27 protein-coding genes and 1 pseudogene are annotated in these 24,174 nt (G+C 38.2%); 10 read left to right on the forward strand and 18 right to left on the reverse strand.

The window, feature by feature from the left end:
- Positions 1 to 372 precede the first annotated feature (372 nt).
- Positions 373 to 801 (forward strand): PepSY-like domain-containing protein, encoded by a 429-nt coding sequence (locus BGO88_RS08250; protein WP_101472389.1) that lies wholly within the window; start codon positions 373 to 375, stop codon positions 799 to 801.
- Between the two features lie 351 nt (positions 802 to 1,152).
- On the opposite strand, the gene BGO88_RS08255 is transcribed toward BGO88_RS08250, so the two are convergent.
- Positions 1,153 to 1,491 carry a DUF6249 domain-containing protein gene (locus tag BGO88_RS08255; RefSeq protein WP_056065442.1) on the reverse strand — a complete coding sequence of 113 codons (339 nt, stop codon included), beginning with the start codon at positions 1,489 to 1,491 and terminating at the stop codon, positions 1,153 to 1,155.
- Between the two features lie 259 nt (positions 1,492 to 1,750).
- On the opposite strand from BGO88_RS08255, the gene BGO88_RS08260 reads away from it, so the two are divergent.
- The 3 genes from BGO88_RS08260 (at position 1,751) to BGO88_RS08270 (ending at position 3,107) form a co-directional block, all read left to right on the forward strand.
- Positions 1,751 to 2,341, forward strand: a complete 591-nt coding sequence (locus tag BGO88_RS08260; protein ID WP_286706572.1) for an RNA polymerase sigma factor — start codon at positions 1,751 to 1,753, stop codon at positions 2,339 to 2,341.
- A complete protein-coding gene (locus BGO88_RS08265) occupies positions 2,322 to 2,720 on the forward strand; it encodes a hypothetical protein (RefSeq protein ID WP_056065449.1) in 399 nt (132 codons plus the stop codon). Before BGO88_RS08260 ends, BGO88_RS08265 begins: the two co-directional genes overlap by 20 nt.
- A gap of 171 nt (positions 2,721 to 2,891) precedes the next feature.
- Entirely contained in the window at positions 2,892 to 3,107 is a 216-nt protein-coding gene (locus tag BGO88_RS08270; RefSeq protein WP_056065451.1) for a hypothetical protein, read from the forward strand.
- A 5-nt stretch (positions 3,108 to 3,112) separates the two neighbouring features.
- Here BGO88_RS08270 and BGO88_RS08275 read toward each other — a convergent pair whose 3' ends face one another.
- On the reverse strand, positions 3,113 to 4,945 hold the full coding sequence (locus tag BGO88_RS08275) for a M1 family aminopeptidase (RefSeq protein WP_286706573.1): 1,833 nt from the start codon (positions 4,943 to 4,945) through the stop codon (positions 3,113 to 3,115).
- Positions 4,946 to 5,280: 335 nt separating this feature from the next.
- On the opposite strand from BGO88_RS08275, the gene BGO88_RS08280 reads away from it, so the two are divergent.
- Complete coding sequence (locus tag BGO88_RS08280; RefSeq protein ID WP_286706574.1) at positions 5,281 to 6,600, forward strand: serine hydrolase domain-containing protein; 1,320 nt, start codon at positions 5,281 to 5,283, stop codon at positions 6,598 to 6,600.
- 312 nt (positions 6,601 to 6,912) lie between these two features.
- Here the strand turns inward: BGO88_RS08280 and BGO88_RS08285 are convergent, their stop codons facing one another.
- The 8 genes from BGO88_RS08285 to BGO88_RS08320 all read right to left on the reverse strand — a co-directional run bounded on the left by BGO88_RS08285 (position 6,913) and on the right by BGO88_RS08320 (position 13,304).
- Positions 6,913 to 7,683 (reverse strand): T9SS type A sorting domain-containing protein, encoded by a 771-nt coding sequence (locus BGO88_RS08285; RefSeq protein WP_286706575.1) that lies wholly within the window; start codon positions 7,681 to 7,683, stop codon positions 6,913 to 6,915.
- A 6-nt stretch (positions 7,684 to 7,689) separates the two neighbouring features.
- On the reverse strand, positions 7,690 to 8,214 hold the full coding sequence (locus BGO88_RS08290; protein ID WP_101472382.1) for an ankyrin repeat domain-containing protein: 525 nt from the start codon (positions 8,212 to 8,214) through the stop codon (positions 7,690 to 7,692).
- A 2-nt stretch (positions 8,215 to 8,216) separates the two neighbouring features.
- Positions 8,217 to 8,774: a YceI family protein gene (locus BGO88_RS08295; protein ID WP_286706576.1), complete on the reverse strand. Its 558-nt coding sequence runs from the start codon at positions 8,772 to 8,774 to the stop codon at positions 8,217 to 8,219.
- A gap of 10 nt (positions 8,775 to 8,784) precedes the next feature.
- On the reverse strand, positions 8,785 to 9,138 hold the full coding sequence (locus BGO88_RS08300; RefSeq protein ID WP_286706577.1) for a cytochrome c: 354 nt from the start codon (positions 9,136 to 9,138) through the stop codon (positions 8,785 to 8,787).
- A 10-nt stretch (positions 9,139 to 9,148) separates the two neighbouring features.
- Complete coding sequence (locus BGO88_RS08305; RefSeq protein WP_286706578.1) at positions 9,149 to 9,997, reverse strand: DUF5777 family beta-barrel protein; 849 nt, start codon at positions 9,995 to 9,997, stop codon at positions 9,149 to 9,151.
- Between the two features lie 8 nt (positions 9,998 to 10,005).
- Complete coding sequence (locus BGO88_RS08310) at positions 10,006 to 10,398, reverse strand: OB-fold protein (protein WP_286706579.1); 393 nt, start codon at positions 10,396 to 10,398, stop codon at positions 10,006 to 10,008.
- 202 nt (positions 10,399 to 10,600) lie between these two features.
- Positions 10,601 to 12,151, reverse strand: coding sequence for a tetratricopeptide repeat protein (locus BGO88_RS08315; protein ID WP_101472381.1), 1,551 nt, complete (start codon positions 12,149 to 12,151; stop codon positions 10,601 to 10,603).
- Positions 12,152 to 12,371: 220 nt separating this feature from the next.
- Entirely contained in the window at positions 12,372 to 13,304 is a 933-nt protein-coding gene (locus BGO88_RS08320) for a helix-turn-helix domain-containing protein (protein WP_286706580.1), read from the reverse strand.
- Between the two features lie 160 nt (positions 13,305 to 13,464).
- On the opposite strand from BGO88_RS08320, the gene BGO88_RS08325 reads away from it, so the two are divergent.
- Entirely contained in the window at positions 13,465 to 13,869 is a 405-nt protein-coding gene (locus BGO88_RS08325; protein ID WP_082482112.1) for a DoxX family protein, read from the forward strand.
- Positions 13,870 to 13,996: 127 nt separating this feature from the next.
- On the opposite strand, the pseudogene BGO88_RS08330 reads toward BGO88_RS08325, so the two are convergent.
- The 6 genes and pseudogenes from BGO88_RS08330 to BGO88_RS08355 all read right to left on the reverse strand — a co-directional run.
- A pseudogene (locus BGO88_RS08330) lies at positions 13,997 to 14,182 on the reverse strand (Crp/Fnr family transcriptional regulator); the annotation flags it as partial.
- A gap of 555 nt (positions 14,183 to 14,737) precedes the next feature.
- Positions 14,738 to 15,697, reverse strand: a complete 960-nt coding sequence (locus BGO88_RS08335; protein WP_286706581.1) for a HaeIII family restriction endonuclease — start codon at positions 15,695 to 15,697, stop codon at positions 14,738 to 14,740.
- Positions 15,698 to 15,700: 3 nt separating this feature from the next.
- A complete protein-coding gene (locus BGO88_RS08340) occupies positions 15,701 to 16,750 on the reverse strand; it encodes a DNA cytosine methyltransferase (protein WP_286706582.1) in 1,050 nt (349 codons plus the stop codon).
- Positions 16,747 to 17,076, reverse strand: a complete 330-nt coding sequence (locus tag BGO88_RS08345) for a helix-turn-helix domain-containing protein (protein ID WP_286706583.1) — start codon at positions 17,074 to 17,076, stop codon at positions 16,747 to 16,749. The genes BGO88_RS08340 and BGO88_RS08345 overlap by 4 nt, the downstream gene beginning before the upstream one ends.
- A 249-nt stretch (positions 17,077 to 17,325) precedes the next feature.
- Entirely contained in the window at positions 17,326 to 17,880 is a 555-nt protein-coding gene (locus BGO88_RS08350) for a hypothetical protein (protein WP_286706584.1), read from the reverse strand.
- 145 nt (positions 17,881 to 18,025) lie between these two features.
- Positions 18,026 to 18,745, reverse strand: coding sequence for a low molecular weight protein tyrosine phosphatase family protein (locus BGO88_RS08355; RefSeq protein WP_286706585.1), 720 nt, complete (start codon positions 18,743 to 18,745; stop codon positions 18,026 to 18,028).
- A 520-nt stretch (positions 18,746 to 19,265) separates the two neighbouring features.
- Here BGO88_RS08355 and BGO88_RS08360 point away from each other — a divergent pair.
- The 4 genes from BGO88_RS08360 to BGO88_RS08375 all read left to right on the forward strand — a co-directional run bounded on the left by BGO88_RS08360 (position 19,266) and on the right by BGO88_RS08375 (position 22,096).
- Positions 19,266 to 19,733: a PepSY-like domain-containing protein gene (locus BGO88_RS08360; RefSeq protein ID WP_101472377.1), complete on the forward strand. Its 468-nt coding sequence runs from the start codon at positions 19,266 to 19,268 to the stop codon at positions 19,731 to 19,733.
- 42 nt (positions 19,734 to 19,775) lie between these two features.
- Positions 19,776 to 20,450 (forward strand): response regulator transcription factor, encoded by a 675-nt coding sequence (locus BGO88_RS08365; protein ID WP_056065491.1) that lies wholly within the window; start codon positions 19,776 to 19,778, stop codon positions 20,448 to 20,450.
- 2 nt (positions 20,451 to 20,452) lie between these two features.
- Complete coding sequence (locus BGO88_RS08370) at positions 20,453 to 21,778, forward strand: sensor histidine kinase (RefSeq protein ID WP_286706586.1); 1,326 nt, start codon at positions 20,453 to 20,455, stop codon at positions 21,776 to 21,778.
- Positions 21,779 to 21,895: 117 nt separating this feature from the next.
- A complete protein-coding gene (locus BGO88_RS08375; protein WP_286706587.1) occupies positions 21,896 to 22,096 on the forward strand; it encodes a hypothetical protein in 201 nt (66 codons plus the stop codon).
- A 66-nt stretch (positions 22,097 to 22,162) separates the two neighbouring features.
- On the opposite strand, the gene BGO88_RS08380 is transcribed toward BGO88_RS08375, so the two are convergent.
- Both BGO88_RS08380 and BGO88_RS08385 read right to left on the reverse strand, forming a co-directional pair.
- Complete coding sequence (locus tag BGO88_RS08380; RefSeq protein ID WP_286706588.1) at positions 22,163 to 23,101, reverse strand: polysaccharide deacetylase family protein; 939 nt, start codon at positions 23,099 to 23,101, stop codon at positions 22,163 to 22,165.
- Positions 23,102 to 23,117: 16 nt separating this feature from the next.
- Complete coding sequence (locus tag BGO88_RS08385) at positions 23,118 to 24,164, reverse strand: glycoside hydrolase family 130 protein (RefSeq protein WP_286706589.1); 1,047 nt, start codon at positions 24,162 to 24,164, stop codon at positions 23,118 to 23,120.
- Positions 24,165 to 24,174: the final 10 nt, after the last annotated feature.

Consider the following 24,174-nt stretch of genomic DNA (forward strand, 5'->3'; position numbering starts at 1 on the left):
TCGGAATCCTCATTGTAATTCCCTGTAATTGTCCAGGCATTATTGGGCCAGTTGGCCGATTGGTTTAACGTTTGCGAATACGAGTTCGCTTGCCAGCCCATCAGGGCCAGCAGTAAGTAACATTTTTTCATAGCAATTGTTTTTTTTTGACCCAAAATTAGGATTCCTGAAGGCAAAAAGGTTCATCTTTATAAAGGTGAACCTGCTTTGAGATTGAAAAGCTGTTTTTTAACTAATTGATATTTAGAGAATTGTGTTTTTGATAGTCTTGTTTTGTAAATTCCTAACAAAAAACTAAACCTTTCTTAAAAAAATAGGAAAGCCATTGAAGTTATGTTAACTTAGTAAGAACACAACCTAAAAAAATGAATTATGAAAACAAAAATTGCTTTAGCCGTACTATTGCTTGGATTGGCAATACCGGCATTGGCCCAAAAGAAAATAGCCCCAGGTGAATTGCCGAAACCGGCACAGGAATTTCTTAAGGAACATTTTAGTCATACAGGCATTGAAAAAGCCAAAAAAGATGCAGAACATGGTGAAAAAGGCTATGAAGTCAAGTTGCAGGACGGTACAGAAGTAGAATTCTGGAAAGACGGTTCCTATCGTGAAGTCGATGGAGGCAAAAATCCGATACCCACAGCCTTTATTCCTGCATCAATCAGGGATTATGTAGCAGCGAATTATCCAAACGAAAAAATCACCCATATTGATTATGGCCATAAGGATGTAGATGTAGACCTGACCAATGGCATTGATTTGGAATTTACAAAAGATGGAAAATTCCTGAAAAAGGATTAATTGCCTATTGAAGAAAATAAAAAACGCAGGATATTCCTGCGTTTTTTTATTTTCCAAAACTTTCCAGCTTTCCAACTTTCGACTTTTTGACTTTTTGACTTTTTGACTTTCGACTTTTTTTCTCACTTTATGGAAATCCGTAATAAAACTAAAATAGTTATTAGTAGGTTTGGATAATTGTATACGATATTTCTTTAGTTATAAAAATAAGATGGTTTTCGCTGAATGAAACTATTTCTTTCAGAGTTGAAAATTACATAAGGAGCAACCTTTCAGGTAACCAGCCAATCAATCAACCAAAAAAAACGCAGGTATTTGTCCTGCGTTTTTTAATATAATCAAACCTAAAAATTATTTTTCCAATTTTTTGGAAAGTGTAAAACCTGTGAACAGGCTTATTCCGGCCATGATAAACACTATAGCCGTATTGGCAGCCTCGCTGTCAAGCAAAGTGTATGCATGTAGAATAGAAATAATAAGAAGTCCGATTCCTATGCCTATAAGTAACAGTGAAAGATTCAGAAGTAGCAATTTCCAAACCGGTACATTTTGCGGACTGCTCTTAAAAAGGCTGGCATCAGCGCCCTTTTCTATCAGAGCAAGACGTTCGCGGTTGCGGGTACTCAAATAGATATAGAAAACTCCAAAAATTGTAGCAAATAAGCAAACAGGTATAATAATTCGTTCCATGATTGATGATTTTTAAATGTTATTGATTGTATCTGTACCTTATGACGACAGCTTTCGGATTTAGGTTACAACTTTTTTTAAAAAAAATATTATTATACCTAATTATATAATTATACTTACTTCAACTTTCTACCTTAGCACCTTAGCACCTTAGTACCTTAGTACCTTAGTACCAAACTTCACAACAAATTTTCCACTAACCAATAAAAATTTTATTTTAGCTGTAACCCATCAGCAGTTTGTATCGTCTTACATCCATATGGCACTACCTAACGACCAGTTTTATATTGACCGGATTATGAAAGGCGACACCCAGGCATTTACGCATTTGGTGGAACGCTATAAAACCCTGGTTTATACCTTAGCCCTACGGATGATTAAAAATACCGAAGAGGCTGAAGAAGCAGCGCAGGACACTTTTGTAAAAGTATTCCGGTCAATGGAAAAATTTAAAGGGGAATCAAAATTTTCAACATGGATTTATAGGGTAGCCTATAACACCTGTCTGGATAGGATTAAGAAACATAAAACGGTACCTTTAACAGTTGATATAGATAATTATGGCTCACGCCAACTGGCAACAGCAGAAAATGTACTGGATGCCATGGACGGGGAAGAACGCCACCGTGCTATACAGGAGTGTTTGCAGCAATTACCGGGCGAAGATGCCTTTTTGCTGACCCTGTATTATTTTGAAGAACAATCGCTTGAAGAAATAGCCAAGATAATAGGCATTAAAGCGAATAATGTAAAAATAAAACTCTTCCGTTGCAGGAAGAAGCTAGGCGAAATAGTAAGAGCCAGACTCGAACCTGAAATTATTAGCGAATATGAAAGAGAACGAAAATAACGAATTGGAAAAACTGGCAGACAAGGCAATGAAAAGCCTGCCGCTGGAAACGCCATCCTTTGATTTTACATCCCGTGTGATGGCACAGGTTGCTATGGCTCCGGAAAAGACCATTCCAGCCTATAAACCCTTACTGCCAAAAACTTTTTGGATTGTATTGATTACCATTATTATTGGATTGTTTGGTTATGCTTATTTCACAGATGGCTCACAGCAACAAATATTCAATATTGATTTTGACATGGCCTACGCTAACAAACTCCAAAACATGGCAAACCAGTTGGATTCTTCTAAAACAACTATGTATGCAGCAGTAGCCTTACTATTAGCAATGTTGGTACAAATTCCCTTAATTAGAAATCATTTTCAAGGGAAATAAGTTGATAAGGTAAAAAGTTTCTAAGGAGAAAAGGCACTAAGGTTTAAATAACTCTTGACCCTGGCCCTTTTTTTTTAATAACTCATCATTTTAATATTTTAACAAACAAAAATATTTATAATAAATAAAATTATTTATTTTTACTGTCTTGTTCTCCAATAAAACAGTAAAATGAAATCATCTCTATTGGTATTGTTAAGCATCCTGTTTATTCAGGCATCAACCTCAAAAAGGAAAGAAGTATACATCTGCAACAGTCCGAACGGAAAACGATTTCACTATACGGAAAGCTGTGAAGGTTTGCAGAACTGCACCTACAAAATAGAGAAGATAACCCTCAGGGAAGCCCGAAAAGCAGGGAAGACGCGCTGCGGCTATGAACGATAAGGCAGCTATTCCAGAATTTTGATAAGCAGTTTTTCGCTTGGGTCTAATTTTATCGCTTTAGCACCGGCAAACTTAGCACCGGAAAGCTTGAAACGATGTTGCTTATCTTTAATAGGGAAAGAACTCAACGTTTTTGTACCATCGCCCAACGTAAATTCTACTTCCAGTAAAAAAGGCAATACATCACCTTCCTGGCTAATCACAAGGGCATTATCTTTCAAAACAGCACGCACATGAGGAACCTGCTTGCTTTTAAGCCACGGCTCTAAAAAAGGCTGTACTTTTTTACCGGTCGTTTTAGTAAGCTTATCCATAAAAAACGGTATCGTCATAGGCTCTCCGGATTGCATAAAAGCTTTCAGTCCATTTTCAAAATCCTCTTTCCCCAGCAATTGTTCAAGCATATAAAACACCCAAACACCTTTGTAATAGGAAACACCATCATTGGAAACATCGTCCCATAAAGAAACTTTGGTATCAAAACCTTCCGAGAAATAAATATTCTTATAGCTTGTAAGGTAGTCTTTAAAAATAGCTTCTCCATATTGCTTTTCAAGAAAATAACGTTCTGCATAAGACGCCCAACCTTCCGAAAGGAAATTGGTAGCAGGGCCAATAGGCGTGGTCCACGCATGGGCCACCTCATGAGCAAACGGAGCGCGGGGTGACGGTTTGTCTCTTAAAAAATCACTACCCTGTTTGGCAGCTACAATCATATCATTGCTTCGGTTAAGCCAGCCATTTGAGGCATTCGAGCGGTCCTGTACAATGGCAAGATATTGTCCTCTCGGACTTCCGAATTTTTCAGCCAGCAAATCATAGGCTTCCAGGAAATTCTTATGGAGTATATCCGGATTGGGTTTGAAATCCGCATCACAGAAAACTTCCAACTGATAATCATTCTTTTTATAACGATATGTTTTCCATTTCTTGTCATAGTATAGCCCCAATGCAAATGTTGGACCTGCAGATTGTGCCTTAACAATTCTCTGGTTTTCTGAAACGGTTTCTTCCTGTGGCAGGCTGGTAGCCAATTGGTAGACTGATGGAATGGTTACACGAACCGAAAAATTAGCGCGGTCGTTTGGACTTGAAAAACTAAAAAACGGATGCCAGAAAAACTGGTTTCTCACATGTCCGTAGGTATCATCAAAATAACCGGAATTTTTATCCTTCTCAAACTTGTCAACCGCAAGCGTATAGGAAAGTGCCAACTGCTGCTCGGCATTGGTTTTGGTACGCACCCAAAGAATACCACCGTTAAACACATAATCGGCATCCTTACCATCCACCTGTAACGCTGTTATCTTAGCCTTATGGTTCAACACTACCGTAAATCCGTAAGATTCCTGAGTCAGGATTTTCATACTGTCGCTCACAGTCAAACTGCTGCTGCCAGGGTCAATAGCAGCGTTTATGATATGTCCCATCAGGAGATTCTTGCGGTCAATTGGCAGTTTTTCTGCAATCGTCCATTTTCCACCACTGTATTTAAAACGGTATATACCGGAGTAGTGTCCTGAGTAAAGGGTTTCGTTTCCGGAATTGCCAAAAAGTAAAGTACCCGTTAGCAATACCAAAGCACTTTTCTTATCGCTTTCAAGTATTTTTGACGGACCTGCCTTGCGTACAATTTTCGTTTTGCTTTTATCAAGGCTAAGCAGCAATTCCTGCTGTTCCGGTAATGGAAAATTGGTTTTGATATCCTCTTCCGTTCCGGATTCAAAAGCCTTCTCACAACGGAGTATGGCAAAATCAAGGTCGGTTACGGGAACCTGAGCAAACAAAGAACTGTTGGAAACCAACAAAAATAAAAAGGCCAATCGGAATACTTTCATGGGTCGTAGGTATTATGATAGTTGCATCAAAAAGATACGTCGTTATTTAATCTGGCGGGGGAAGTGGCATGACACAACATGCCTAAGACAAAAATGCAAATTTTATCTTATATTTCTAAAAGAAAACAACTAAAAAATAACAGTTTTTTTCGAAATACAATTCATATTAAGATAAAGAAGCAGGTAGGGAGGTATATTTTTTATACAGAAAATCCTTAAAAATATTCGACCGTTTTAGAATATATATTGTAACTTTAGGTTGAATTACAGTGATTTATAAACGTCTTCACTGTAATTTTTCCTTTAGCTTAATCAACCAACCTAAATCTTTACCTATGAAACAGCTCTATTTTTATTCCCGATTATTTTTTTGTTCCTGCCTGCTGTATGGTACTTCCTCCAAAGCACAGGAAAAAACCGTTTACCCGACTGCTGCAGAAAGTGACCCTGTAAAAATGGGATGGATGGTTGGTTCGCCGCCGCCGGAAAATCGCATACTGCGTTTTGAAGATGGCAGTTTCTTTGAATTTCCGGGCTTGCGGTGGAGTGTGGCACATATGCGACAATTTATGCCTACAACTAACGTTTCCCGTGGTTTAGGGCCTTCAAATCCGCTACAGGAAGCACTTCGCGAAGATATTGGAGGCGTCACTTTTATTCCATTGGGAGAAAAAGAACCGATGACCTGGGAAGAGAGCCTGCAAAAGACCTATGCAGATGGGGTTATCATGTTGCATCACGGAAAAATAGTATACGAAAAATATTTTGGAGCCCTGACACCTGAAGGACAGCATGCCGCTATGTCTGTAACAAAATCATTTACGGGGACTCTGGGCATACTGCTCGCAAAAGAAGGAATTATTGATGAAAGGAAAAAAGTGACCGACTATATTCCGGAACTTAAAAAATCAGCGTTTGGAGATGCCACGGTTCGGCAGGTTATGGATATGACAACTGCCCTACAGTTTAGTGAAGATTATGCAGACCCGAATGCGGAGATATGGCAGTTTTCGGCTGCGGGAAATCCGCTGCCCAAACCAAAGGATTACAAAGGACCAAAAAGCTATTATGAATACCTGCCATTGGTTAAGAAAAAAGGTACGCATGGCAAGGCTTTTGGCTATAAGACGGTAAATTCTGATGTACTGGGCTGGATTATTGCCCGCGCCACAAAGAAAGATGTGGCAACGGTTTTGTCTGAAAGGATATGGAAACGACTGGGTGTTGAGCAGGACGCCTACCTGTCTGTTGATGCTACAGGAACGCCTTTTGCCGGTGGAGGCTTTAATCTGGGATTAAGAGATATGGCGCGTTTTGGCCAACTCATTCTGGATAACGGTTTTGCAAACGGATATCAGATTATCCCGAAAGTAGCCATTGAAGACATCAAAAAGGGAGGCAACAAAAATGCCTTTGCCAAAGCGGGTTATCCGCTACTGAAAGGATGGAGCTACAAAAATATGTGGTGGATTACGCATAACGAACATGGTGCGTTCTGCGCCCGGGGTGTACATGGCCAGGTGATTTATGTTGACCCAAAGGCAGACATGGTTATTGTGCGTTTTGCTTCTCATCCTGTTGCTGCAAATAGCGCCAATGACGCTTATTCTATTCCGGCTTATCATGCTGTTGCGAAGTTTTTGATGAAAAAATAAGGAAAGTGATAGTTGATAGTTGATAGTGGAAAGTCGAAAGTTGAAAGTTGAAAGTCGAAAGTTGAAAGTTGAAAGTGAGGAGGTGTTAAGGTTCCGGGAACTAAGGTGAAAGGAAGCTTCTGGAATCTGTGAATCTTTAAACGTGGCCAAAATCCCAAATCATAAATCAAAAATCATAAATCATCTTAAATCAAAAATCAAAAATCAAAAATCTAAAATCTAAAATCTAAAATCTAAAATCTAAAATCTAAAATAAAAAAGAGCAGCCTTACGACTGCCCTTTCACCTAATGAAACCAAGCAAACAGCAATTTTACTTTTTCATAAGTTTTTCAATAGAAGTTTCATTATTAGTTGTTTCAATTTCTACAAAATACAATCCAGATTGCAATGAAGAGATGTCAAGCATTTCTTTGCGGTTGGAAAAGCGGGCTGCTAGTTTTCCGGTAGCATCATAAATCACAACAGACTTGATGTCTTCATCTGTTCTTATTGAAAACTGACTGCTGGAAGGATTCGGATAAATAGCAAATTTTTTTGCAGCTTCTATATCGTCAACACCCAAAGCAGGAGCCAAAGGAACATCAATCTGGTAGCCTCTGTTGGCTCCGTGATATGCTAAAGAAAAACTGGCAGAGCTCATTCTTGCAAAAGCAAAATCAATAGAAGTATTAGCATAAACAAAAGTATAATCGCTTGAACTGGCTGTGTCAAAAGCTCTCGTAGCTACTATAGTTCTGGTTCCGGAAGCAACCGTGTTTGACGTTACTGTCCAATTATTTGTGTCAGCAGTTGGTGGCGTACCAACACCATTATGTACGGCATCTATCAGCGTGGTTCCGTTATAGTATACCACATCTTGTCCGGCTTCCATTCCCTGCCCGTTACTAAACGAACCGAATTGCAGCGCAAACCAGCGGTCTGATGGTCCGGTTAGCGTTAGGGTAGCAGTAGAGTTGGTGCTGTTTAGATCCAGTTTTGCCGTCATTCCGGCAAGCAGGTTTACCGTTCCGGTTGTTTTTGTCTGGGCTTGCACCACAAGTGCTAAAAGTCCAAGAGTTACTGTGAGTAGTGTTTTTTTCATATTTTCTTAGTTTTTAAATAGGTTAATGATTTCTTGATTTCTGGTATCTACGGCATATTCAAATGGCGCCTTGCCCTGTTTGTCTTTTTGTGTCTTATCTGCCTTGTAACGCAGTAACAATTCAATAAGTTCCTTATTCTTGAATTGTATAGCATAAAGCAGCGGTGTCATTCCGGCGGCATCGGCAATATTCGGGTCGGCCTTTTTTTTCAGCAGGGCTTCTGCCAGTTTGATATTCCCTTTTACGGCAACCGCGGCCAGTGCTGTACCGCTGGAACTGCTGTAATTAATATTGTTTACGTTTTCGGTCAGGTATTCTGCCACGGTCAGGTTGCCCCTGTAACAGGCAAGAATCAATGGTGTAAATCCCATCGCATTGACTTTATTGATTGTATCCGGATTTTTGGCAGCCAATGCCTTTATTTCTTCAACAGTGCCATAACGGGCAGTATCGAAAACATCTTTTGGGCCCTTGTTTTGCGCAATGGCAGAAACAGTAACGAGAAACAGGAGTGATAAAAGTTTTTTCATTTTTATTGCTTATTGAGTAAGAAATTATAATCTACAGTAACCTTATCGGCTACTTTTTTGCTGACAATCTTTGGAATTTCAATCCCAAAATCTTCCGGCTTTACGATAAAGTTGCCGGTTATTTTAAAACCGGTTCCAGATTTTGAGATTTTTGCCGTGCTTGATACCTTTTTGGTTTTTCCGTGCAGGGTAAGGTCACCTGTAATGGTCACTGTCTTTTCTGTGGTAGTAATCTGTGAGGCATCAAAATCTTCTATTTTGCCTTTAAACGTTGCTTTAGGATATTTGTCAGATTCCACATAATTTTCATTAAAATGTTCCTCCATCAGGGCTACTTTAAAACGAAATCCTTTCATTAGCGTCAGTGCGGCAAAGTCTCCTGTAGAAGTTTCTAAAACGGCAGAAGTACTTTTGCTTTCTGCCGCAACCTCTTCAAATGAAGGAACGGAAGCTTCAAATTTTACGTTTCCGTTTTTGGTGACATATTTCTGCGCTTGGGCAGAGAGGGTTCCTAACAGAAACAATAGCAGTATCGGTAATTTGTTTTTTAGTATTTTCATATTTTTCAGTTTAGTTTTCCGGTAGGCCGTCGGCTCTCCATTGCAGAATCAGGTTGATTTTATCTTGTGGCATTCTTCCGGTTTGCGGCATCTGTCCTGTTTCTCCGTTCTGTCTTTGTATTCTGTCCAGCAGGTTGGTATTCTGCACTGCATCCTTGACTTCCTGATAGGTTGTGAGCGGGCGGAAAGAGGAAACACCTCCGGGCGAATGGCATCGTATACAATTGGCGTCTACAATCGCTTTGACGGTAGTCTGATAAGTGACCGGTCCGTCAACAGTAGTTGGTTCTTCCAAATCTTCATAAGTATTGGAATCACAAGCAAAAAACAGCGTCAGGGCCAATAATAAATATATCTTTTTCATGTCTGTTCAATTAAAAAACGCGGTATAGATTAAATCCGAAGAAAAAATCACCTTTGCCCCAATCTCCGGTAGCACTCGTTAAATAACCGCTTTCTGTCATCGATTGAGAATTGGTAAAAAGTAATTGGAAGATATGACCTCCGGTTTCTACATCAAGTCCAACAGAAAGCGGGTTTTTGTAAAAATCAGGCTTGTTAAAATTATAAGCATATTCCAGATTAACAGAGAGCCTTTTACTAATTTTCATCCTGCCGCCATAACCCAATGCAAATTGGTTGTCGTTTTCTATTTCAGGATTGTACAGGTTTTTATGTATGTAGGATGGTACGAGTTCCAGAGAGAGCCTTTCCGATATTTTTCGGGAAACAATCAGCTGGGTGATATAAGTCAGCCTGTCTGAAAATTCAATTTTGGGGTAATCGTCCTTTTTTAGCAGGCTGTTGATGTCCAGCGTATTGTAACCCACAATTTCAAACGGAAACAGGTCACTTTGTCTTGCCAGTCGGTATTTTACGGATGCTTCATATACTTTCGAAAGCGTATGTCTTGAACCGCTAACGGAAAGCCAGTCTGTTAGCCCGTAAATACCGCCAATTTTGGTTGTGGCATCATCAAACCCGAAAAACTCGGAAATACCACCTTTTACGGTTCCAAACCGGTGTGATACGACAAAATAAAATTCTTTCTTAGCGGGCATTTTGGTCGATTGTAACGTAATGACCTGCAATCCTTTGAATGCTGCTGTTGCATAAGTATCCTGTGCCTGGGTTGAATCCAGTTGCGACAGCAGGTCTTCCTGGGCACAGGCAGAACCGCTAAGCAATAACAAACAGGCGAACTGTAAGATTATATTTCTCATGGATACTATTACTGTATTAGGATGCATTGGTCTAGTTTTACTTCTTCCATCAGTTCATCAAAACCAATACATCTTCCTTTCAGGGTTATTTCCTTGCCGTGAATATCTGGAGCTAAGTTTTTGGCAAAACTGCAGGATATGCCGGAATCAAGGGTTAGTAATGAATCGGAAATCTGGGTCACTTTTCCGTTGATTTCAAGTGTTTTGTTCAGGTAGCTTGAATCCGAAACGGACATATTTGCTTTGTAGTTACTGAGCAATTGCAAAGAAGAAAGCCGGAATGCCGGCTTTTCTTCCGCAATGTTACGGGCTTCTTTATACAGGACACCGTTATAAAGATAAGCTCCGCAAATAATCAGCAGGATTATACCTATAAACCATATACATTTTTTTCTGTTCATGATTGGGCTATTTTTTTGTTTTTTTAAGTTCCCGGAAGAAGATTTTTGGAAACACGGAATCTATTCCCGGGAGTTTCTTAAACAACTAAAAACTTTTATCCAAAATTAGTGGATACGTTGCTAAGCCCCGAAAAAATCAGGTAGACAAAAGGTAGACAAGCCCGTATAATGCGGTAGAAAGTTAGTAGACAAGAGTCTTGTTTTAGACCGAAAGTATAAAGTTGGTAAGGTTTTCGTCTGCCGCAAGCTGTAATTTTTTACGCAGTCGGTAACGGGCAGTTTTGACACTGTCCGGAGAAATATTTAGTATGGAAGCCATTTCCTTTATGGAAAGATTCAGCTTGATAAGCGCACATATTTTTAAATCGTTGGCGCTGATTTCCGGATACAGTTGTTTGAGGCGTGTGTAGAAGTTTTTATTGATGCTTTCAAAATAGAGGTTGAAATCATCCCAATTGTTGTTTTGCTCAAAATGGCGGTTGACCATCTTGATGAGTTGCTGTTCGGATTGAGGCTGCTGTTCTATAGCCGATTTGATATCGCTTAACAATTCGTTCTTTTGCAGCATCTGTAGGGTGATGGCGCTCAATTGGCTTTCTTTATGGTCCAGGTCGTTCTGGAAACGTATCTCTTCCAGTTCGCGCTGTTTTTCTTTGGCTTCCAGAAGAGCTTCTTTGGTTTTGAGCAGATTCCTGTCGCGCTTGTTTCTGCTTTTAAGGTATAAATATCCTGTTACTAAAGCTGTCAGGAGTACAATAATGCAAATGGCCAACAAATAATTGGTAAGCCTTGCCACTTCTTTTTCCTTTGAAACCAGGGCAAGTTTTCTGTTTTTTTCAGCCACTTCAAATTGCATTTCAAGGCTCTTGACTATTTTTTCCCTTTCTAAGGAATGGAGTTGGTCTTTCAGGAAAATAAGGCGTTTTTGAAGCCTGGACATTTCGAAGTAATTTTTTTCCTTTTCGTTTAGCTCGATGAGTGCTTCGACGGTCATGATTTCAAAAAGCTTGTCGGAAAGTGCTTCCGATATCACATGTGCCTTTTGGAAATAAAACAAAGCTTCTGTTTTGTGTTTGTGATTGAGGTGCCATCTGCCAATGGCCAAAAGTGCTGAAGCCTGAGCCTGTTTATTTTCTGTGGTATTGGCTATCTCCAGTGCTTTTTGAAAGTAGTCCAGACCATTTTGGTCGTTGTGGCGTCCCATTTCGCTTTCGCCTATGTTGATGTAGGCATTGGGCAGATAGGCCTGATTGCCTGATTTTTCAAAGTCTTTTAAGGCCAGCTTGTAAAAATAATAGGCTGAATCTTTGAGCTGTTGCTGTTCGTATAAAGAACCCAGACTGGAATAGGCAAGACCCAGAGTACCGCTTTTGTCTTCACGGCTTTCGAGAATGCTGATTACTTCGCGGCTGATGGGTTTGGCCTGTGCATATTTTTTCTGTCGGGAATAAATGGTGCTGATAAGCTGCAGGCATTTGCTACGGCCAATTTGTCCCACATCGGGATTGGTTTTTTCCAACCGGTTGTAAATATTGAGCGACTGGAAAGCGTAGTCAAGTCCTTTTTCATAGCTGGAACCAAAAGAGCAGATGCCGAGATAGAGCAGTGATTCTGCCATATCTGTTTCATTCCTGTCTTTTTTTGCTTTTTCATAGGATAGGAAAAAATACCGGAAAGCTTCGTCGTCATGGTCTTTTACAAGCGCATCCCAGCCTTTCTGGATTAATGTATTTTGTGAAGAAGGCTGCGCCATGCCGTTTAAGCATAGCAAAAATAAAAGCAAAAATAGAAGCAGCCGGTTGTAGCGCATGGCAGTTTTTTGATAATAATAAGGATTTCAAAGATATAAATATTTAATCACTGTCAGGAAGTTTGTACCAAATGACAAAAGGGGCGAATTACTTTTATATAAAGTTGTAAAGTCGCAAAGTCGTAAAGTCGTAAAGTTGCAAAGTTGTAAAGTTGCAAAGCCTCTACCGGCTGTTTTTTCTACGGTATTCTGTGGGTGAAAGCCCTATGTTTTTCTTAAAAGATTTTCCAAAGGAAGACTGGTCGCTAAACCGGAGTTCGTCTGCAATTTGGGCAATGGTCAGCATAGGGTCAGACAGCAGTATGCGCGCTTCCAAAAGGAGGGCTTCTTCTATCAGTTCTCCGGCTGTTTTTCCGGAAACTTCTTTTAGAATTTTGGTAAGATGTCCGCTTGTAACACAGAGCGAATCGGCATAGAACTGCACGCTGCGCTGCTGTTTGAAATGGGTGTCAAGCAATTTGAGAAATTTTAAGGTGAGTTCTTCCTGACGGGACAGTTCCGGTTTTAGTCCGGAGTTTTCTTTTTTATAGCGTGAAGCCACTATATACATGAGCAGGCTAAAGGTATGGTGAAGCACCTCATCGCTATAGGGTTCATGGTTCTTTTCAATGTTTTCCTGCATAAGTAAACGGGCCAGGAAAATAAAATTCCGGCATTCCTCCTCACTAAAGGTAAGCTTAGGGATGGCTTTTGAAGCAAAGAACTCAAAGGCATCGATTTCATTTTTATTCCGATTGGATTGCCGGGCAAAATCTAACGTAAAGCTAACGGCAATCAGTTCAAGATTCCCGCCAATTTCAAGGATATGGTTGATGGTTCTTGGCGAAATAATAATCAGGTCATTTGGATTGGCAGTATGGGAGATAAGGTCCAGTTGGAGTTTCATCGTTCCGGAAAGGATGAGCATCACCGAAAAATTATCAGAGCGATACGGATAAGGAAACGGAATGGTTGTAATGGCACCTTTTCCCATATAAATATGGAGTCCTTCAGATTGCGGGACATCACCCAATATTTCCAGAATATCGCTGATTGAGAGCTTTCGGATGCCAGTTTTTTCCAAATCAATCGTCTTTAGTGTCGTAAAGTTAGTCATTTTATGCGAGAGTTCTTTTTTGCGGTCAACTCAGTATTAGACTGTTGTAGGAAAAAAGGCGGGTTTCAGACCAATTTCGGACGGAATGGCACGAAGTGTTATTGTTGACTTAGCCGTAAATTTAATACAGCTATTTACAGCTCATTAAATTTTAAATATCATGAAATATATCCCTTTAATTGGCAGGTTTCTTTTCAGCATCATCTTTATGTATTCTTCTGTTGCTAAATTTTCAGATACGTTTGTGTATGAGGCAGCTGCCAAAGGAATTCCGCTGTCGTATATACTGATTCCACTTGTTGGCGTACTGGAAATGGCGGCAGGACTTAGTATTTTATTTGGTTTTATGGCCAAATGGGGTGCCTGGCTGATTATTATCTTTTTGATTCCGGTTACTTTTATCATGCACGATTTCTGGACTGTCAGTGACCCGATGCTGCACCAGTTGGTTTTGATGACATTTATGAAAAACATGTCGATTATTGGGGCGGCACTTATGTTAGCCTATTTTGGTGCCGGCCCATACAGTATAGATGCATTGCGGGATGAGAAAAAAGAGGCTTAAATGACTTTATAAATCAGAAATCAGGTTGCAGATGGCAGATTGCAGATGGTAGAAATTAGAGATTAGATATAGAAATCTAAAATCAAAAATCCCAAATCTAAAATCAATCCAGAGTAGTGTTTGGTAGTTACACTTTTGATTTCAGTCGGCTCAAGGTTTCCTGCGAAATATTGAGGTATGAAGCAACCATTTTGTTGGGTAGCCGTTTTACTATTATCGGGTCTTGGTTAAGCAACTGTCTGTAGCGTTCTGTGGCATCCATAGTAATAAAAGACATCAGCCTGTTGGTATTGTTCACATAGGCTTTACTTAAGGGATAGTTGATAGTTGATAAGGGATAGTTGATAGTTTTTAGTTGATGATTTGTAGAGTTTACATATTTTCTTTTACGCAGAGAGATTAGATAAATGGCTTAAATCTGTAATCTGTGTAATCATTAAAATCTGTGGCTAAAATCACAAATCAAAAATCACATAATGTACAGTCGTTTTTTGGTTATAAGTAAAATTCTTGACAGGATATTCCATTTTCAGCATGAAGAATTAAGTACTTATTTAAAGTTAAAAAAATCACTTTTCTGGTATTCGAATATTGTCATTCATGCATTGAGATACTACAAATGTAGAATGTCCATATAAAATACATTTCAATTACAGAAGTAAACAAACGTAAATTGGTTTTCTCTCTTTTGTGAATAAAAGATGCAGTTTTTCTGCAAAAAAGTATCGGTAATGCGTCTATTTATTATAGTAGATGTTTCTGAGTGTTTCCATTTAGTAATGTCTTAGATAGTTTGGTTAGAGAGTGTTAATAGAGATATACCCTTTTGCTAGTATGATTTGCCAATGTTTATGTCTTTTCATTGACGTTATGCAATAAAAATGTGATTTGTGAACAATGTGTGAGGTGCACTTACAAGATTTATATCAAATTTCAATGATGGTTCAACTCTTGAGCTTGCATTGTGAATTCTAAATGACATTTGCCAGCCTTCATTTAAAGAAATCAACAAAGTTGTAGTTGAGTTGTCTTCATAAACAATTTCAATTAAACGTGATGGCAATTTGAGTTTTGGAATTTTTGCTTTAGGTTTGGTGCTTTCAAAGGGCAAATTCAAAGTTCCATTTAGGTTATAAGCTTGAATTTCTACTTTTTTATTGCCTTTGATAACCTTATAGAAATCTTCATTACCGATTAAATATTGCACAAGGTTTTCGGCTACAATGGTTGGATTTTCATTATCAAGGCGTAAGAGTTCTTTTCTAAAAGCATTTAAAATTGGGATATAAACCACTTGATGCATATTTTCAATAGAAGTCCATTTGATGTTCTTGTTTTTTACTTTTAAGTCAGTCAACATATCAAAAATAGGCTTGATTTCGTCAAAGTAATTTTGTGAGCAAGGAATTCCCAACCACTTCTCCCCAAAGTCTATGTTCAATGATAATCGTGAATGCTTTACTGCTCTGTGATTGTTTTTTGCGGAAATTCCTATTTCCCATTTTTGGAAAGAACGTATTATAAGAAAATCACGAACATCTCCGGTTTGTCCTACTTTATCACTCACAATTTCAAGAGTTAAAATATCTTCTTTACTAATACTATTTGACAGCCTTGGCTCAATGTCAATTAAGAAATTAATAGCTGCACTTGCCGTAATTCTAAAAATATCCTGCTCTTCTTCAACAAAACTAAGAAAACAGCCTTTTGCATTTTGAAATGGTTCATTCTCTGTAATTGAAATGCTTGTTATAGGCTTTAAACGTTCATAAAATTCAAAAAGTAAAGCATATTCAAACGCTTTCCCATTTATTGTTTGACTCGCCATACTCTATGATAATGAGTTTTCTAATTCTAAATTTGTTTTCTTTCTTGTCCTAATTTTCTTTTCTGCGTTTTCAATTTGAGACTTAATACTCAAAGCCATATGTTTCGCCAAATTAACTGGGACGGCATTCCCAATCATTTTATACCCTGCTGCAATATGCGTGTAATGAAATATAAAATCATCCGGAAATGTTTGAATTCTTGCACATTCACGAACGCTTAACCTTCTATACAAATCTTCTTTTCCATTAACAAACGCACGAACATTTTGCTCAATAAATTTCATTTTAGGTGCTTGCGGGTGAATTGGTGCGTGTCTTCCACCTGCTTGAATTGTAAATGATTGTTCGTCCCAAGACCTAACTCTATTTCTCGACATAAACATTGAAGAAAAGCCGCCAATCATATATTCGTGGTTAGCAATCGTACAATTTTCTTTATTAGTTTTATTTCCTTCTTTTGCTGGAACAACACTATCTTTTAAATCGAAAATAGCTTGTTGTAGCGCTATTTTTTTACCTATTGGATTTGGAAACTGAAAATTAAAAGTTAAGTCTTTGCGAATGCCTACAAAAAATACTCTTTTTCTATCTTGTGGAACATCAAAATCTGAAGCATTCAGCATTTGAAAGGACAATTCATAGCCAACTCCTGCATTTTTAAATAATTCTTGAATATTTTTAAGTGCTTCCCCATGTCTGTTCAAAAGCATTCCGCTAACATTTTCTGCTAGGAAAAATTTAGGTTGTTTGGCTTCCAGGATTCTGATAAAATCATAGAATAGTTGTCCGCGTTTATCATTTATTCCACGCATTGAACCTGCTTCACTCCAACTTTGGCAAGGTGGACCGCCAATAATCCCATCACACTCAGGAACTTCGTTTGCAGGAATATCTACGATACTTCTTTTGTCTAGAAATGTATGCGGATGATTTTTTTCATAAGTTTCCCAAATTTCTTTGTCATATTCATTTGCCCAAATGACATCAAAACCTGCTTTTTGGAAACCTAAATCAAGCCCACCTGCTCCTGCAAAAAATGATACTATTTTCATATTGCTTTTTCTATTTGAAGGTTTTTATTAATTGTTCTGCGATATTCAGCTTTTTCTTCTGCTACCTTTAAGAGTTCTTTGGTGCAATTCGTTTCGTAAATCTTTTTTCCAAGTTGGTCTGTCAAAAACTCTTCTCGAATTTCTTTCAAACTTATTCCAAATGTTTTTGAAAGTTTAGAAAGTCGTTTTTCATCAAAATCTCTTTTATTGTTTTCGATTTTACTCAAGTTTGCCGAATCCAAGTCAAGTTTGGCAGCAAGTTGAGTTAAGGTCAACCCTTTTTCAGTTCTTAAAAGTCGGATATACTCCCCAAATGTGGTTTTCATAAGACTTGTCATTTTTTGACAAATTTAAAATAATTTTCTTAAGCTCAAAGTAAGTGGTGGAGAAAAAGCTTTTATGGCTTTTAAATGCTTTGTACTGGCGAATTAAATATGTTGTTTATGATGCAGGATTTTAGTATGTTGGCGAATTTTTGAGCTTTTACTGGGGTAAGCTATTGTCAAACATCTTAATACTCCATGAAAATAAATTGAATCATTGCAATTCATTTGAGAAAAATAAAAATCGTTTGTTCAAGACTTTTTGTTTTCAAATGAATAATAACTTCCTCCTGTCAAAGTTTTTGTATCAAGGTCATACTTAAATGCAACCCATTCGTCAGTATCGTGCATAGGATCGTATGCAAGTCCGGATACCAAATTATTTTCAACTCTAATTTCAGCTAATCCGTCCCACGAAATTCTTTCAGTATTCCAATGTGTTCCGTCAGGCTCAATGATTGTCAGTTGGGTCTGGTCTTTTAAGAGAAGTCTTCCTTTGCTTGCTTGAAAAATGGCTGTATAATCAACTCCAAATACTTCAATAGGTTTTGTATCTTCCGGATTCATCAGATAGCAAGTTCCGTTAGCTATAACCAATAAGTTTTGAGTATGCTCAAACTCTATTACTTGTTTCAGGTCTGTCCAACCCGGTTGAAAGTTTGCCAGCCATTCCGTTCCGTCTGCCTTGTAAAAACGAACAGGAAATCCTTCTGAATAGAAAGGTTCTCCGTTGTCTGTCACCGACACATACATTGGTCCGTTTGCAGGCAATGAATTTAATATTTCATATCTCTTTTCTGGCTTCATTTTGTTGTGTGTGGAAATTTAAAGTGGAGGATTTCGGGGTGCAAAGCAGGTTTTATTACTAAAGTTCCATTGAAAAACTGTTGTCCGATTTGCACCTCAGCCCAACTGACATAAAACTCTTGTTAGGGGCTTGTTGTTTTCTATGTCAAATAAGTCTTCGTCTGTAAACATCTTCTACTTTATTCTTTAGTATGTCAATTAGTTCTGTCTGCATATAATCATAGTCGTCCGGAATGTATAAACATACAATTTTTTTATTTTTATAAATTTCGGGAAACTTTTGTCTTATGAAATTTCTATGATGTTTTTCCATAACAATAATACTGTCTGCCCAACTTAATATTTCATCGGAAATTACAGTATTTGCTGATTTATCTGTGCCTGCTGATTTTACTTCAAAACGTTTATCGTCTTCATATATTTTGTGAGCAGTCGCACTTCTCATTCTGTTTACCGTGCAAACAAAAAGTAATTTTAGTTTGGATTTGTCTGTCCATAATTGTTGCATTAGAGTTGCGATTTTCCAACAGTCATCAATATTTTCGTTGTCAAAGCAAGCCCAGTAATGAATAGTAAATTCGTGAAGCTTGAAGTTGGCTTCTAAAATTGGTTTAATTGTTTCGCAATACTTTATAAAAAGTTCCTCAGTATTTTGGTCTTCTGTTGCCTGAATTATAATTTCCATTAAAACAAATTTCTTGTCGTCATCTGTTGTCAGGTAGTAATGTGAAATGTACTTTTCAATGTCATCAGGATTTCCTTCTGTATAAGACCAGTCCTGCATAGAAGAATTATGCGGAATATTTAGTTCTTCTGATAACTCATTAATCGCTTTTCTTGTCCCACATCTAAAGGTTGGTTTCATTCGTTCTTTTTTAATAGAATCCTGCAGTTGAATTTTACACAAACGGTTCGCTGTCAGTTATTTTACTTATATTATGTTATGAACAATTTCTTTATTCTGTCTTACGAATATTTTTTGAATATGTATTTTGTTAAAAATAACTGCTAACGGTTTGGTTTATATGTGGCTAATTTACAATTTTTTTAATGCGGCCAATTGAGTTATTATAGTTGATAATGTATAGTTGATAGGCGATAGTTTTTAGTTGATTGGTAATGGGTAAATGTTTTTCTTTTACAGAGAGATTATATAAATACCTTAAATCTGTGTAATCATTAAAATCTGTGGCTAAAATCAAAAATCCAAAATCCTAAGTCAGCATTCATAAATCACAAATCCAAAATCCAAAATTATCTTCATTTTCTCTTCATTTTTACAAGCTATATTTGTTTATGATTCTTACCATACAATACCAAAAATCAGATAAAAAATGGTAAATTCGTTATGGAGCCTCTTTTGTATAATTTAAAACCTATGCATTATGAAAAATACTTTTTTAGCAGCCTTATTGCTCATTACGGCCAGTTTTTATGGACAAACCGACAAAAAAGAACCTTATTCACCGCCTGACGAAGCACGTTTTGCTTTTGAAAAAGAATTTCCGAAAACAAATGCCGTATGGAGAAGCGAGTTTGACGGTGATGATGGCAATGAAGAACTGTATGTAGCAGATTTTACCGTTCAGGGCACCAGGGTTTCAGCCTATTATAATCTGAGAGGCGAACTACAGGTGTTGGAGCATGCGGTCAAACCGAACAAGTTGCCACAAACTATCCAGTCTTACCTTAAAAAAAATTATCCGACCTATAAAATTGTTGAAGCCGCAAGAATACGAAAAACACCGAATTACTATACTTATGAAGTGGGACTTACCAGCGACTCAAAATTTTATGATGCCGTTTTTAGTGATGCCGGTGATTTTCTGCAAATGGTGGAGAAAGACCGCTAAGGGTGTTTAGGAATGGTCTGCAAAATGATTATAAAGTAAATTATGAATGTCCTGATTGTAGAAGATACCAAAGAATTAGCCGTAGAGTTAATTGACTATCTTGACAAGAGTGGTTATGTCTGCAAATGGGTGGCTACTTGCGAAGAAGCTCTGGAAGAGGTTTCGGTAAACCAATATGATGCACTGTTGCTTGATTTGGGACTGCCTGACGGTAGCGGGTTTGACGTGCTGAAAAGTGTACGGAAAGCCAAATCAAAAATGGCAGTTATTGTAATTACCGCCCGTGGCGAGCTTGACGACAAGATTAACGGTCTTGATTTGGGAGCAGACGATTACCTGACCAAACCTTTTGCCCTGACGGAATTGGGTGCCCGATTGTATGCCGTAATTCGTAGAATCCACGGATTTACGGTTAATGAACTCGATATCCACGGATTCAAAATCAGGCTGCAGGATTATAAGGTAAGCTATCAGGAAAATGCCGTGGCACTGACAAAAAAAGAATTTGATATTTTTCAATATCTGGTACTGAATAAAAACCGCGTCATTACGCGGCTGCAGCTTACAGAACATGTATGGGGCGATGTGCTGGAAGTTAGTTCCGATTCTAATTTTATAGATGTACACGTACGCAACCTACGCAAGAAACTCGACAAACATGCTTCTATCGAATGGTTTGAAACCGTACGCAATGTAGGCTATAGAATTATAAGCTAAACATGAAGCTCAAAAATAAAATTTCTATATTCAGTGCCGTAATCCGCCTGTTGCTATTAATCATCATGTGGTTTACTCTGTCTTTTGTAATTAAAAAGGTGGCCTATAAGAACATTGAAAATTCGATGGTTGAAAAACGGGATAAGTTTGTCAAAAATCTTAATACTTCCGAAATCAATGCTTTTATAGAACGGAATGACAGTACGGAGCTTTATGTTAGTTTCTCCAATCTTCACAGCGAATTTCTCCAGTTATACCGTTCCAACAACGCGATGCGCTCAAAAGATTATTTTGTTGACGAAACCCGGATTGTAGAAAATGAATCGAATGAATACCGGGTGCTTTACCATCATTTCACTTATAAAAACACCCACTATGTGCTTGAAATAGGTGAGCGGCTTAGCGAGGTAAACGAATTGTTGGATAAGTTTCATCTGGTTATTTTATTGTTGCTTACGGCAACGCTCATTGTGTCTCATTTTGCCCAATCCGTATTTATTGATTATCTGCTAAAACCTTTCCAGAAAATAATTGACACAAAGATTAACCTTATTAATGAACCGGAATTGTTTGACCATTCTAAAGTGCATACGACTACATCTGATTTTATTGTTCTGGATGATGGACTAAACCAGATGATGGACCGCATACAGGAACAATTTAAAAAGGAAAAGCAGTTTATTGCCAACGTTTCCCACGAATTGCTGACACCAGTGTCGGTTTTGCAGAACAGGCTGGAAAACCTGCTCAACAACGAATCTATCAATGATGAAGGTGTCGATAAGATTGTTGTTTCGCTTCGGAATCTGGACACGTTGAAACGTATTATTAACAACCTTTTGCTCATTTCAAGAATAGAAAATCACCAGTATTCCAATTTTGAACCTATCGATTTCCAGAGTTTGATTTCTGAACTCTTGGCAGACCTTGAAGACCGTATTGAAATGAAGCAGCTTCGGGTGAGCAATACAGTAAAAGAACATTTTGTTTTTGAAGGGAATAAAACGCTGATGCACATATTGATTTATAATATTGTTTTCAATGCCATCAAGTTTACGCCCAACGGCGGTAGTGTTTCGGTTTCAGATTCTTTTGAAGAAGGGCTTTACAGTATTTCCATTTCAGATACGGGTAAAGGAATGACAGAAACACAATTGTCACAGATTTTTAATCGGTTTATGAAGATAAATCTGGAAGATGAGGGGCAGGGGCTTGGGCTGTCAATCGTTTCAAGCATTGCCAATCTGCATAAAATAGCAATAAAGGTAAGTTCAGAACTGAATGTGGGAACAACTTTCAGACTGATTTTTCAGGAAGTGAAAAAATAAAATGTTAAATTAATCGCTAACGATAAAATCTTCATCTTATCTTCATTTAACGAATCTAACTTTGACCTATAATTAAGAAACAAACACAATTCTTGTTTAATTAAAAAAATAGAAATCATGAAAAAATTAATGATGTTAGCCGCATTAGTTCTAGGAACCAGCGCTATGGTAAATGCACAACAAAAAGCACCTGCAAAAGCAGAAGTAAAAGTTGAAGCAAAAGCAACAAACAAAGAAATGAAGAAAGCCGAAGGAAAAACCAAAAAGGCTGAAGTGGCTAAAGTAAAAAAAGAAGAAGCGCCTAAGGCGAAAGCCTAAGGCTTTTTGCCTGGTCTGCAATAAACGTGCCCGGAAAGCTCCTGATATCAGGAGCTTTTTTTATTTTTAATTCCGACTGTTTTTATAGGCTTTTACAGCTTCTTCCAGCGGAATCTTTTCATATTCGGCATCTTCGCCCGGATAACGCAATGATTGGGAAAGGGTTGCTGTTGTTTTAGCACATTGCCAGATAATGCTTTCTCCACAAGGAACAATATCCGGAGTTTTTTCAAAAACGGGGTCTTTGAAAGCCATTTGAGCATCAATTAATTTCCATCCTTTCTTTTTGAGAGCCGTTAATAAATCGTCAAGAAACAAAGCATTTAGCAAAGAATGGTGTAGGAGGAGCGTGTGCTTAACCGGTCTGTTGAACAGTTGAACAGCCAGAGCATCATAATAAGCGGCGCGGTCAAGGATGTGTTGGATATAGTAGTTTTTGTAGGGAGTGAGGTCGGCATCAGGATTTTCTTTTAATGCTTTGGCTATTTCTGCATCAATATACCAGTCCGAAGCATCAATGGTAACCGCTCCGTTTTTGTAATTGGTTTGCGACATGAATATTCTCATCGAATCTCTTTTTTCAACCGTATTGCCTTCTTTCAGGTATGGAAATCGGAAATATTTAGTATAATTCCGGTACGGTTTGATTATGCTGTCGCCCTTGTTAAAATCGGCGCTGAACTTTTTAAAGGAATTGGATTTGGAATTAAAATACAGATGTGAATAGGAATGATTGCAAATCATATGACCCTGGTCGTCCCATTGCTTTAATAAATCCCTGCCGTTGGAATCGGCTACGCGCATGCCGCACACAAACAATGCTGCTTTGATATGATGCTTTTTAAGTGTTTTCAAAAGTGCATTATTTCGTTCTTGCCATTCTAATTTTGGAGTAACCGTAGTATTGGGGTCGTCTATGGTAATTGCAATTTCTTTTTGGGCATATAATCCCGTATGTAACAGAAAAAACAGCAGAATGAGGGTATGTTTTTGGGTAATTGTCATTGTTTGGAGATAGTACTTATTCCAACAAAGATAAAATTTCCCGGATTGAAAAATGGGCTCCACAAACAAATTCATCGGCAGCACCATAATAAATGGTCAGCCTGTCTCCTTCAATAATATGGCCGTTGGTAAAAACGACACCACCAAAAAAGCCATTGATTTCATACGTTTCGGTCGGAACCATTATGGGTTCGACAGTTCGGGATATTACTTTTGAAGGATTGTCCAGTTCCATTAGAAAAGCACCCAGACAATAGAAGTTTTCGGCATTGGCGCCATGATAGATTTCCAGCCATCCGCGTTCTGTCTTAATTGGAGCAGCACCGGCACCAACTCTGGCGCTATCCCAATGATTTTCTCTGGTTTTGAGAATACATTGGTGATTTCCCCAATGCAGGCCGTCTGGCGATTCGGCTATCCAGATGTAATTACCTCCAATTTCCTTACTGCTAGGACGGTGCAGGGCGTAATATTTACCATTGATGCGTTCTTCAAAAATAGCACAGTCTTTATTATGGGGTGGAAAAATCATTCCTTTCTGTTCAAAATCTTTCCAATTGATTGTAGTCCGCAAACCAACACCAACGCCATTGTTTGAAACGGCAGTATAGGTCAGGTAGTAAGTATTGTCTATTTTGCTGACCCTGCAATCTTCAACACCAAATTTTTCCTGATATCCTATTCCCGATAAGATTGGATAACCTTCAGGTTCCTTAAAACGTATACCGTCATCACTGCACAAGAGCCTAAGATGAGAAAGGGTGGTTAAATAGTCATTTCCTTTATAATTGATTACCCTGGCATCATTAGCAATAAGATGGGGGTCGTCCAGCAATATTTCAAGAATTTCAATTTCTCCGGATTCATCCACGACAGGGAAGAAAACGGAACCTTCTTTTTGGCTGATATTTTCGGCAACCCTTACAATGAGCCAGATTTTATTTTCATAAATAAAAACACCCGGATTGAGCAGGCAGATCACCTGAAACTGGCTGTTGCTGGCCAACAGGTCTTTAGGGCTTAGTAACGGATTTTCAGGAAAGCGGTTGGCAATATCTCTCATAGTCGTTTTT

The sequence above is a fragment of the Flavobacterium sp. 38-13 genome (genome assembly GCF_001899155.1).
Lineage (GTDB): Bacteria > Bacteroidota > Bacteroidia > Flavobacteriales > Flavobacteriaceae > Flavobacterium > Flavobacterium lindanitolerans.